The sequence below is a fragment of the Arthrobacter sp. 2RAF6 genome, from assembly GCF_052115205.1.
Taxonomy (GTDB): Bacteria; Actinomycetota; Actinomycetes; order Actinomycetales; family Micrococcaceae; genus Arthrobacter.
Genome location: NZ_JBFRGF010000004.1, coordinates 162498 through 173895 on the forward strand (window position 1 = coordinate 162498; position 11398 = coordinate 173895).

Annotated in this window: 12 protein-coding genes; 5 read left to right on the forward strand and 7 right to left on the reverse strand. The window is 63.1% G+C overall.

The features are described from left to right. Positions 1–43: 43 nt before the first annotated feature. Together AB4Z38_RS04410 and AB4Z38_RS04415 are read right to left on the reverse strand one after the other, a co-directional pair. Complete coding sequence (locus tag AB4Z38_RS04410; protein WP_441428575.1) at positions 44–1243, reverse strand: amidohydrolase; 1200 nt, start codon at positions 1241–1243, stop codon at positions 44–46. A 76-nt stretch (positions 1244–1319) separates the two neighbouring features. After that, entirely contained in the window at positions 1320–2453 is a 1134-nt protein-coding gene (locus tag AB4Z38_RS04415; protein ID WP_234751275.1) for a mannose-1-phosphate guanylyltransferase, read from the reverse strand. A 238-nt stretch (positions 2454–2691) separates the two neighbouring features. On the opposite strand from AB4Z38_RS04415, the gene sdhC reads away from it, so the two are divergent. The 5 genes from sdhC (at position 2692) to AB4Z38_RS04440 (ending at position 7108) form a co-directional block, all read left to right on the forward strand. Next, positions 2692–3072, forward strand: coding sequence for a succinate dehydrogenase, cytochrome b556 subunit (gene sdhC, locus AB4Z38_RS04420; protein ID WP_084784381.1), 381 nt, complete (start codon positions 2692–2694; stop codon positions 3070–3072). 3 nt (positions 3073–3075) lie between these two features. Beyond that, entirely contained in the window at positions 3076–3555 is a 480-nt protein-coding gene (locus AB4Z38_RS04425; protein ID WP_441428576.1) for a succinate dehydrogenase hydrophobic membrane anchor subunit, read from the forward strand. A 91-nt stretch (positions 3556–3646) separates the two neighbouring features. Next, positions 3647–5446, forward strand: a complete 1800-nt coding sequence (gene sdhA / locus AB4Z38_RS04430) for a succinate dehydrogenase flavoprotein subunit (protein ID WP_441428577.1) — start codon at positions 3647–3649, stop codon at positions 5444–5446. A 1-nt stretch (position 5447) separates the two neighbouring features. Beyond that, the gene (locus AB4Z38_RS04435) at positions 5448–6230 is read left to right on the forward strand and encodes a succinate dehydrogenase iron-sulfur subunit (RefSeq protein ID WP_078105990.1); all 783 of its coding nucleotides are present in this window, start codon (positions 5448–5450) and stop codon (positions 6228–6230) included. Between the two features lie 113 nt (positions 6231–6343). Then, positions 6344–7108: an alpha/beta hydrolase family protein gene (locus AB4Z38_RS04440; protein ID WP_441428578.1), complete on the forward strand. Its 765-nt coding sequence runs from the start codon at positions 6344–6346 to the stop codon at positions 7106–7108. Positions 7109–7111: 3 nt separating this feature from the next. Here the strand turns inward: AB4Z38_RS04440 and AB4Z38_RS04445 are convergent, their stop codons facing one another. The 5 genes from AB4Z38_RS04445 to AB4Z38_RS04465 all read right to left on the reverse strand — a co-directional run bounded on the left by AB4Z38_RS04445 (position 7112) and on the right by AB4Z38_RS04465 (position 11372). Further along, positions 7112–8017: a YihY/virulence factor BrkB family protein gene (locus AB4Z38_RS04445; protein WP_441428579.1), complete on the reverse strand. Its 906-nt coding sequence runs from the start codon at positions 8015–8017 to the stop codon at positions 7112–7114. Positions 8018–8150: 133 nt separating this feature from the next. Continuing rightward, positions 8151–8843, reverse strand: a complete 693-nt coding sequence (locus tag AB4Z38_RS04450; protein ID WP_441428580.1) for a 2'-5' RNA ligase family protein — start codon at positions 8841–8843, stop codon at positions 8151–8153. A gap of 4 nt (positions 8844–8847) precedes the next feature. Next, positions 8848–9939 carry a tryptophan--tRNA ligase gene (gene trpS / locus AB4Z38_RS04455; RefSeq protein ID WP_441428581.1) on the reverse strand — a complete coding sequence of 364 codons (1092 nt, stop codon included), beginning with the start codon at positions 9937–9939 and terminating at the stop codon, positions 8848–8850. Between the two features lie 19 nt (positions 9940–9958). Beyond that, on the reverse strand, positions 9959–10792 hold the full coding sequence (locus AB4Z38_RS04460; protein ID WP_441428582.1) for an exodeoxyribonuclease III: 834 nt from the start codon (positions 10790–10792) through the stop codon (positions 9959–9961). Positions 10793–10802: 10 nt separating this feature from the next. After that, a complete protein-coding gene (locus AB4Z38_RS04465; protein ID WP_441428583.1) occupies positions 10803–11372 on the reverse strand; it encodes a hypothetical protein in 570 nt (189 codons plus the stop codon). Positions 11373–11398 lie beyond the last annotated feature (26 nt).

The window sequence follows — 11398 nt, forward strand, 5'->3', positions numbered from 1 at the left end:
AGCGGGTTTAAGGGGCATCTGCTGCCAGTTCGCGCGGAGTTTTTTAGAGATCCCGGATGGTTCGCAGCGCGGCGGCGGCCAAGACTTGGATCGCGAAGCCGAGGGCTCGCTCGTCGACAATGAAGTCGCCGCGGTGGAGATCGTATTCCTCACCGCCGGGCGTGTGGGTACCGAGCCGCATCATGGCACCCGGCAGGTCGGCCAGGAACCAGGCAAAGTCCTCGCCCCCCATGGACTGGGGCGTCAGGACGACGGCGTGCTCGCCGAGTTCCGCGCGGGCCGCGGCCTCGATGATGGCAGTCTCGTGTTCCGAGTTGACCACGGGAGGGACACCGCGGGTGTGTTCGAGGTGCACGTCCACACCGTACGGCGCGGCAACTTGCTGGACGACGTCGTCGAGCAACTCCCCGGCGCTATGCCAAGCGTCCCTGTCGAGGCAACGCATGGTGCCGGCCATGTAGCCGTTGGCCGGGATGGCGTTGGGTGCGGAACCTGCCGCGATCTGGCCCCACACCACCGAAACGCCGCTGCGCACATCCACCCGACGGGACAGAACGGCCGGGACGTTGACGGCGATTTGGGCCAGCGCAAAGACCAGGTCTTCGGTCAAATGCGGACGGGAAGTATGGCCGCCACGTCCGGTCAGTTCGATTTTGATGGTGTCCGAGGCCGACGTGATGGCGCCGATGCGCGTGCCGATCTTGCCGACGTTGATCCGAGGATCGCAGTGCAGCGCCAGAATCCGCGGGACACCCTGGAGCACGCCCTGCTCGATGCAGGACAGGGCACCGCCGGGCATGGTTTCCTCTGCAGGCTGGAAGATGATGCGCACCGTGCCGCCCAAAGGGGATTCCTGGTGCATGGCGTGCAGCACCAAGGCAATGCCAAGCATGCTCGTGGTGTGGACGTCATGCCCGCACGCGTGGGTGACACCGTGGTTCTTCGACGCGAACGGAAGCCCGGTCTCTTCGATGATGGGGAGGGCATCGATATCGCCGCGCAGGGCCGTGGCGATGGGCCCCTCGCCGACGTCGACCGACAGCCCCGACCCTTCCAGCCGGCGTGGTTCAAGTCCCGCCGCTTCGAGCCGTTCAACCAGCTTGTCCGTAGTGCGAAATTCCTTGAAGGAAAGTTCGGGGTGCGCATGCAGGTCCCTCCGGAATTCAATGAGTTCCGGCAAGAGATCGTCAAGCCACGGCTTCACCACAGGGGTCGGCTCGGTTTCGGTAGTGAAATTGCGCACCTCACAACTCTAGCCATCCACGCCCTCCGAATAGCGAAAGGGGTCTCTTGGTTACGGACAGTGCCGCAAGAGGGCGTTAGAGAACGTCGGTGTCCCCGCTGGCCTTGAGTGCATCCACCGCACCCTTGACCCGCTGGGCGTGCTCCTTCGTAGTGACAAGCAGCGCGTCCGGCGTATCGACGATCACGACGTCCTTGATCCCGATAAGGGCGATCACGCGCTTGGTGTCGGAAACAACCACGCCGCTGGCGTTCTCGGTGAAGACACGGGCGCCTTCGCCGAGGACCGTCACCTCATCGACGTCGCCGGCGTTGTTGAGGCGACCGATCGCGGCGAAGTCTCCGACGTCGTCCCAGCGGAAGGTACCGGGCACGACGGCGACATCCCCCGCCGCTGCGGCGGGTTCTGCCACGGCATAGTCAATGGCAATCTTCGGCAGCGTGGGCCACACACGAGCGGTCACTTCATCGCGCTCCGGGGTGTCCCAGGCGTCGGCGATTTCCTGCAGCCCGGCAAACAAGACCGGCTGGTTTGCCTCCAGGTGCTTGAGCATGAGTGCAACGGGGGCGACGAACATGCCGGCATTCCAGACGTAGTCGCCCGTCTCGAGGTACTTCTTGGCGATGTCCTCGCTCGGCTTCTCGACGAATTCGACCACAGCGTGTGCGTTCGGTGCGTCGTCAATATTGAGCAAGTCGCCGGTACGGATGTAACCGAACCCGGTCGAAGGGTGCGTGGGCTTGATCCCGATGGTGACGATTTTTCCGGCAGCCGCAGTGTGGATGGCCTCGCGGACCGTTTCCTGGAAGAGGTTGTCCGGGCTGATGACATGGTCGGCGGCGAAGGAACCCATGATGGTGTCCGGGTCGCGACGGTAAAGGATGGCGGCGGCGAGGCCGATCGCGGCTCCCGAGTCCTTCGGTTCGCTTTCGAGGACCAATTCGTCGTCGCCCACTTCGGGAAGCTGGCGGCAGACAGCAACCCTGTGCGCCACACCCGTAACCACCAGCACGCGGTTGCCGGCCAACGGTTCGAGACGGTCGTAGGTAGCCCGTAGAAGGGTGCTTCCCGACCCCGTGAGGTCATGCAGGAATTTGGGCGCAGCTGCACGCGAAAGCGGCCACAGGCGAGTGCCCACTCCGCCGGCCGGAATAACCGCATGGAAGTGACGCAATGGCGATTCGAGGCTTGCAGCGTTTTCTATACTCACCGCAACACCTTATCCGACACCCGCGCAAGTCCCACTTTGTGGTCTTCGTCTCACCCCCGCGGCGAAAAGACCGGAATTCAGGCGAACACCCGCACTCTCGTTACAAGAAGGGGTGCCTAAATTGAATAAGCTGTGAGCGAAGCCTAGATTTAGGCTGAGCTACGAGTGCTCTCGCAGCTGGCGTTTCCCCCGCATGGATCCCGTGCCAGCGCCGCTGTGTTGCAGGAAGGTTTATTCAGTGCCGACAAAACCAGCTGGCACCTTGTACCGCGGCCGTGAAGGCATGTGGTCCTGGGTTGGACACCGCATTACCGGTGTTGTGATCTTTTTCTTCTTGTTGGTCCATGTGCTGGACACCTCACTGGTGCGTGTGTCCCCGGAGGCCTACACGGCCGTTATCGGCGCCTACAAGAACCCCCTCATGGCCCTGGGCGAGACGGGCCTCGTCGCAGCGATCGTTTTCCACGCCTTCAATGGCCTGCGCGTTATCGCCATTGACTTCTGGAAGAAGGGCGCGAAATACCAGCGCCAGATGCTCTGGACCGTCCTGGTATTGTGGCTGGTCACCTTCGGGGCCTTCGCCATCCGCCACCTGTCCCTCGCATTGGGAGGCCACTAAGCCATGAGTACCGACATTCAGAACCCACGCAGTGGAAAAATCAGCAGCGGGAAGATTGCTCCGCAGTACCGCCGCGGCACCGGTTCCAAGGGGAACTTCGAGATGTTCGCGTGGCTGTTCATGCGGCTCTCCGGCGTCGTACTCGTGGTCCTGATCTTCGGCCACCTCTTCGTGAACCTCATGGTGGGCGAAGGCATCCACGGCATCGACTTCGGCTTCGTGGCCGGCAAGTGGGCCGACCCGTTCTGGCAGTTCTGGGACCTGGCCATGCTGTGGCTCGCCATGCTGCACGGCACCAACGGCGTTCGCACCATCATCAACGACTACGCCGAAAAGGACGCGACCCGACTCTGGCTCAAGGTGGTCCTTTACGCGGCTACGGTCGTCATCGTCGTTCTGGGCACACTGGTGATCTTCACGTTCAACCCGTGCCCCGTCGCCAACGGCGTTCAGCTGCCGGGCGGGTTCTGCCCGGCGCCGTAGCGCTCCGCTGCACCACCGGCCAGTCCGGCTGTGCACAACTCGCGGAGCAGGCTCCGCCGACCATCTGACTTAGAGAGAAAGAGCATCTGGTATGCAGGTCCATAAGTACGACGTCGTTATTGTCGGTGCCGGCGGCGCCGGCATGCGCGCCGCGATCGAATCCGGTCAGCGCGCACGCACCGCAGTACTGACCAAGCTCTACCCCACCCGTTCCCACACTGGCGCGGCCCAGGGCGGCATGTGTGCAGCCCTGGCCAACGTCGAAGAGGACAACTGGGAGTGGCACACATTCGACACCATCAAGGGTGGCGACTACCTGGTTGACCAGGATGCAGCCGAGGTCATGGCGAAGGAAGCCATCGACGCCGTGCTGGACCTGGAGAAGATGGGCTTGCCGTTCAACCGCACGCCCGAAGGCCGCATTGACCAGCGCCGTTTCGGTGGCCACACCCGTGACCACGGCAAGGCTCCGGTCCGCCGCGCCTGCTACGCAGCAGACCGCACCGGCCACATGATCCTGCAGACGCTGTACCAAAACTGCGTCAAGCACAACGTTGAGTTCTACAACGAGTACTACGTCCTGGACCTGCTGACCGTCGAGGAAGACGCCGTCCGCGAAGACGGAACGCCGTACAAGCAGAAGCGCGTTGCCGGCGTCGTTTCCTACGACCTCGCCTCCGGCGAATTGCACGTCTTCCAGGCCAAGTCCGTGGTGTTCGCCTCGGGCGGCGCGGGCAAGGTCTTCAAGACCACCTCCAACGCCCACACCCTGACCGGTGACGGCATGGGGATCGCCTTCCGCCGCGGAATCCCGCTGGAGGACATGGAGTTCTTCCAATTCCACCCGACCGGTCTCGCAGGCTTGGGCATCCTCCTCTCGGAAGCTGCCCGCGGCGAGGGCGCGATCCTTCGTAACTCCGAGGGTGAGCGTTTCATGGAACGCTACGCCCCCACCATCAAGGACCTCGCTCCCCGCGACATCGTGGCCCGTTCCATGGCAAACGAAGTCCGCGAAGGACGCGGCTGCGGCCCGAACAAGGACTATGTCCTCCTCGACCTCACGCACCTTGAACCCGCCCACATTGACGCGAAGCTCCCGGACATCACCGAATTCGCGCGCACTTACCTCGGTGTCGAGCCGTACACGGAACCGGTTCCGGTGTTCCCGACGGCGCACTACGCCATGGGCGGCATCCCCACCAACATCACCACCGAGGTCCTGCAAGACAACGACACCGTCGTGCCGGGCCTGTACGCAGCCGGCGAAGTTGCTTGTGTCTCCGTCCACGGTTCCAACCGTTTGGGTACCAACTCGCTGCTGGACATCAACGTCTTTGGCAAGCGTGCGGGCATTGCCGCCGCCGAATACGCCAAGACGGCTGACTTCGTGGAGCTCCCGGAAGACCCGGAGGCATACACGCTGGATCTGCTGAACCACGTCCGCACTTCCGATGGCGGCGAAAGGGTTGCCGCCATCCGCAAGGAACTGCAGGACACCATGGATGCCAACATGCAGGTATTCCGTACCGCGGACACCCTGAACCAGGTGCTCAAGGACATCGCGTCCCTCGAAGAGCGCTACCAGCGCATCAGCGTCCAGGACAAGGGAAAGCGCTTCAACCTTGATCTGCTCGAAGCGGTGGAACTGGGCTTCCTGCTGGAACTGGCCAAGGTCATGACAGTTGCTGCCCTGCACCGCGAGGAGTCCCGTGGAGGCCACTTCCGGGAGGACTTCCCGGAGCGCGACGACGAAAAATTCATGAAGCACTCCATGGCGTATAAGGATGAGCACGCCCCAGCGGACGGATCTGCGGAAGCAATCGCGGGCATCCGACTCGGCACCAAGCCTGTTGTCTTTACGCGCTACGAGCCGATGGTGAGGAAGTACTAAGATGTCTGCTGAACTTGCTGAGCCAGCATCCAAGATCGAGCTGCCCGCGCACATTGGTGGAGGTGGGGAAATTCCCACCTTCAACATCACTTTGCGAGTGCGACGCTACAACCCTGAGGTCTCGGAAGAGCCTGTATGGGAAGACCACCAGCTGACGATGTACGGCACCGACCGCGTGCTGGACGCCCTGCACAAGATCAAGTGGGAAATCGATGGCTCGCTGTCCTTCCGCCGTTCCTGTGCACACGGCGTTTGTGGCTCCGACGCCATGCGCATCAACGGCCGTAACCGCCTCGCATGCAAGACCTTGCTGAAGGACCTGGACACTTCCAAGCCCATTACCGTTGAACCGATCAAGGGCCTCCCGGTGGAGAAGGACCTGATCGTGGACATGGAGCCGTTCTTCCAGTCCTTCCGCGAGGTCATGCCGTTCCTGATCAACAAGGGCCACGAGCCCACCAAGGAACGCCTGCAGTCGGTCGAGGACCGTGAACGGTTCGACGACACCACCAAGTGCATCCTGTGCGCTGCCTGCACCTCGTCCTGCCCCGTGTTCTGGACGGACGGTCAGTACTTCGGCCCCGCTGCCATCGTGAACGCGCACCGCTTCATCTTCGACTCCCGCGACGATGCCGGTGACATGCGCTTGGAGATCCTGAACGACAAGGAAGGCGTGTGGCGCTGCCGCACCACCTTCAACTGCTCCGAGGCGTGCCCGCGTGGCATCCAGGTGACCCAGGCTATCGCCGAGGTCAAGCAGGCCATCCTGGCCCGCAAGATCTAGTCCAGAATTTAGAATACGACGACGACGGCGTCCCCTTGGCGGGGTACGCCGTCGTCGTTGTTTAAGAGTCGTTCGGGAAAGCCGGGCAACTCGCAAAACGAAAGGCGGACAGGGTGTCCAAATCCATGAAGATCAGGTTCGAAGGCAGCACCGGGGATCTCCTGGCAGGGATCGTGGATGTTCCTGAGGGTCCGGTCCGGGGCTGGGGTGTGTTCTCCCACGGTTTGACCCTCGGCAAGGACAGCCCGTCAGCCTCGCGTATCTGCAAGGGCTTGGCGGACCTCGGAGTCGGCATGCTTCGCTTCGACAACCTTGGACTGGGCGACTCCGCCGGCGAATGGTCCGCAGGATCGTTCAGCGTGAAGGTGGCCGACACCATCCGCGCCGCCGGCTTCATGCGTGCCGATGACAAGGAAATATCCCTGCTCGTGGGCCACTCCTTCGGCGGGGCGGCCGTGTTGGCTGCCGCCCTCAGCCTCCCCGAGGTACGGGCAGTGGCGACTGTCGGCGCCCCGTTCCAGCCCAGGCACGTGGAGCACATGTTCGACGCCGAAGTCAGCACGATCCTCAGCGAAGGCAGCGCTGAGGTCAACCTGGGCGGCAGGCGCATGGAGGTTCGCCGGCACTTTGTGGAAGACGTGCAGCGGGCCGACCTCAGGGACTGCATCCGGGGTCTGCACAGACCCCTCATGGTGCTGCACTCCCCCACAGACAACACCGTGGGCATCGACAATGCCAGCGAGATCTTCCAAACGGCACGGCACCCGCGGAGCTTCATTTCGCTCGAAGGCAGTGACCACCTGTTGACGGGCAAAGGACAAGCCGCCCGGGTAGCAGGGATCATCTCGGCCTGGGCCGCGCAGTACCTCGGTGACTAGGCCTTACTTGGCTTTCTCGGGGAATGCTTTCGCCGGGAAGGAGTGCGGCGAAGGGTGCCGTGATCCGAGGGCAGGCTTTGGGTGCTCGTGCGCGCCGGTATCCGCTTCCCTGATGGCAGCCCACGCGGCGGAGACCAAGTAGACCTGGCTGACCAGGTTGAACCAGATGAGAAGCCCGATGATGATGGCAAATGAGGCCAGGATGGGGTTCCGTCCGGCATTCGCCAGCAACTCCGTGCTGAAGATCTGGAGGATAGTGGTCCCGATACCGGCCAGCATTGTTCCTTCCAGGAACGCCTGGCGGCGAAGTTTCAGGCGGCCTGCGAAGCGGAACATGATGACCGCCGTCGCCCAGTTGAGGACCAGTGGAACGGCCGTGCGAACGAGCCAGGTGACGGGGCCGGCAACAGCGTCGGCCAACCCGAGCCGTTCGATGATCCATCCGGCCGCCGTCCCGAACACCAGCGAAACACCGGCGCTGACCACCAAGGCTGCGCCGAGCAGCAGGAGGGTACCGGCGTCGCGGGCCTTCATCAGCAGCGGGTTCTCCTGCACGGGCTCCAGCCCGCAGACTCCGCGAAGACCCTCCCGAATCCCCGCGATCCAGCCGAGCGCGGTAAATACCGTCACGACGGCGGCTATGGCCGCCGTCCAGCCGAGGCCTGTGGGATTCAGGAGATCATGCGGATCCACCAGGCCGTTGCCTCCGTTGGTTTTCAGGAGTCCCGGGGCCGCCGTGGCGACGCTCGAGACGATTGAATCAACCAGTTGGGGCTGCCCGTTGAGGACCAGGCCGGTCACGGCGAATCCCGTGGCCAGCAGGCCCGTGATGGAGAAGAACATGGTGAAGCCTATGCCGGCGCTCAACAGCGGACCATGGCGCAGGCTGTACAGGTTAAAGGCGCGCATGGGCCGGAAGTTACCCAGCCGGGCGAGGGCGAGGTTGATGAATGCCGGTATTGTGGCGCTTCTATTGCCTGAGCGCCGGGCTTTACCCCATTCGACCTGACGGTGAATAAGCTGCAGCTTCAGCTGCGCGCCTTCAGTCGGCAGTGGTGGCTTTTCCGCCTGCTGCCGGTCCTTGTGCTGTGCTTTTCCGTGATTGGTCTGCGTCGCCGCCAAAGTCGAGCTCTTCCCGTAGCTGCCAAATGCCATTGTCGTCGTGCTCGTAAAGTCCCATGCTAACCACAGGGAAAGTGGCGGTGTAGTTCTTGAGCACCGTTTCGGCCTCGTCCAAGCTTTCGGGAGCGACGTCGTGGGCTACCGTCACGTGCGGGTGGTAGGGGAAAGGAAGATCGCGTTCCAGGGGGCCGGTCTGCAGTTGTTCGTGCAGGCCCACGCACTCCTCGAAACCGTCTTCGACCTTCAGGAACACCACCGGGGATACCGGCCTGAAGGAGCCCGTGCCGGAAATCGTGATCTTGAAGGGTGCCTGGCGACGGGCAATGTCGCGAACATGCTCGAGGGTGGCTTCCCAGTCCTGGGCAGGCGTGGTGGTCACGAGGGTGATGTGGGCCGGGATCACGTCCGCCATGGGATCACCGAATGAAGCGCGCCATTGCTTCAGTTCCTGAGCGACTTCCCGGGGGAAACCCAGGATGACCCCCACGCACAGGTTGTCCCCGCACGCGCTGGCAGACTCGTGTGCGCCCGCGTCCAGGCGGGCACCAGAGGCCTGGCCGGCTCCCCTTGAAAGGGAGCCGACCTGGACGCTGAGCTTGCCAGCTGCGCACATGGCTTTAGCGGATTCCTTGTACTCCGCCGTAAGGCAGGAAGCCCACCTTGGCGTAGACGTCGGCGAGCGTGGCCGAGGCGATCTCCCGGGCTTTGTCCGCACCGTGGGCGAGGAGCCGGTCGAGCTCGGCCGGATCGGCCAGAAGCTCGTTTGCACGGTCCCGGATCGGCCCGAGATGGGTCGCAACGAGTTCAGCAAGGTCGACCTTCAGGTGGCCGTACATCTTGCCTTCGTAGTCCGCTACGATCTTCTCCACCGGCTGGCCGCTGATGGACGAGTAGATGCTCAGCAGGTTGGACACCCCGGGCTTGGCTTCGCGGTCGAAGCGGATTTCCGTCTCGGTGTCCGTGACTGCCGACTTGATGCGTTTGGCCGTGATCTTCGGGTCGTCGAGCAGGTTGATCAGCCCGGCCGGCGACTCCGCGGACTTGGACATCTTGGCCGTGGGGTTCTGGAGATCGTAGATCTTGGCCGTTTCCTTCTGGATGAAGGCCTGCGGCACCTGGAACGTCTCGCCGTAGCGGCTGTTGAAACGCTGGGCGAGGTCGCGGCTGAGTTCGATGTGCTGCCGCTGGTCTTCGCCCACGGGTACCCCGTGTGGCTGGTACAGCAGGATGTCGGCTGCCTGCAGGATCGGGTACGTGAAGAGCCCGACGCTCGCGTGGTCGGAACCGTGTTGCAGCGACTTGTCCTTGAACTGGATCATGCGCGAGGCCTCGCCAAAGCCGGTGATGCAGCCGAGGACCCACGCCAGTTGGGCGTGCTCAGGAACCTGGGATTGGACGAACAGGGTGCACTTGTTCACGTCTACGCCGCCGGCGATGTACTGCGCAGCGGTGACACGTGTCCGGCGGGCCAGCTCGGCGGGATCCTGCGGCACCGTAATGGCATGCAGGTCCGGGATGAAGAAGATGGCGTCATATTCGTCCTGCATGCGGACCCAGTTGACCAAGGCACCGAGGTAGTTACCCAGGTGGAGGGAGTCAGCAGAGGGCTGCATGCCGGACAGCACGCGGTGCTTTGCTCCGGCGGCCAGTTTGGTGGATGTTGCCTTGGCTGCTGCTGCAGCGGGTTCAGTCGTGGTGGAACTGGTCATGAGGAAAACTTTCGAAAGCCTAGAGCTGGTAGTCGACTACCAGCGGTGCGTGGTCGGAGAAACGGGTGTCCCACGACGGCGCCCGGTCAACGACGGCCGAAAGTGCGGCTGCCGCGAGTCCAGGAGTGGCCATGTGGTAGTCGATGCGCCAGCCTGTGTCAGTGTCAAAGGCCTTACCGCGCTGGGACCACCAGGTATAGGGGCCATCGACATTTCCTGCCAGGCCCCTGTGGACATCCCTCCATCCGATCTCGTCGCCGAAGAAGCGGTCGAAGTACGCGCGCTCCTCAGGAAGGAAACCGGCACGCTTGGTGTTGCCCTTCCAATTCTTGATGTCGAGCTCGGTGTGGCCCACGTTGAGGTCGCCGACAACCAGTGCATGCTCACTGTGCTTGGCAAGTTCCGGAAGCCTCGTGGTCATGACATCCAGGAAGCGGTACTTGTCCACCTGCTTGGGCGTGTCCGCTTCGCCGGAGTGCACATAAGCGCTGACGACCGTCAGGGTGGTGTCCTTGCCGCCGCCGTCCCGAAGGACGTAGTCGGCCTCGACCCAGCGTCCAGTGGTGGCGAAGTAGTCGTCGCCGATACCTACGCGGGTGGCAACCGGTTCCTGCCGGGAGGCAATCGCAACGCCGGCGCGGCCCTTTGCCTCGGCTTCGGCGTGCAGGATGTACCAGCCTTCGCCGATGAGTTGGTGAACCACATCATCGGGCGCGCGGACTTCCTGCAGACACAGGATGTCGACGTCGCGCGGTTCCAGCCACTCCGCCATGCCCTTCTTGTAGGCGGCGCGAATGCCGTTGACGTTGACCGTTGCGATGCGAAGGAAGTCCTTCTTCAATGCCGAGCTCACCCCGCCTACTCTAGTCGATGATGGTGCCCGAGACGGGCTCGTCGCCGCCGGAGGACTTGATCATGTCCCGGGCATTGCTCGACGTGATGGCGATGGTCTCCAAGGCGCGATCTATGGTGTCTTGATCGGCGGCGTCGCCCTTGGCGCGTTCGTCCTCCACTACGCGCACTTGCACCTGGACAATCTTGAAAGAGTGGTCCAGTTTGAGGTCCCGGATTTCATCCGCTTCGTTCCGTTCCGAGACCACCCGTGTGCCACCGTGGTCGGCGCTCGACGACGACGGCGCCCGGCCGGTTGCCGCGTTGAACGCGTTCTGTGCCTCGGTGAGTTTTTCACCGGCCCGTCTGGCGGCCTTCTGGATGCTGAAGACCACGAAAGCGGCGAGCGCGAGCCAGCCGAAGGAGACAACAGCAACGATCCAGCCGACGACGTCGTTATGGTTGGCAGCGAAGATCACGGCCACCAGGAAAGCGATGAGCACCACCGTCATGCCCAGTCCACCGATGCGGAAGCCTTTGAACGGGCTCTTGGCGGAAGCGGACTGGGGAACAGATGACGGGGAGTCGCCGAGGGATCGCATGCACCCATTGTCGCAAACTCCGCGCG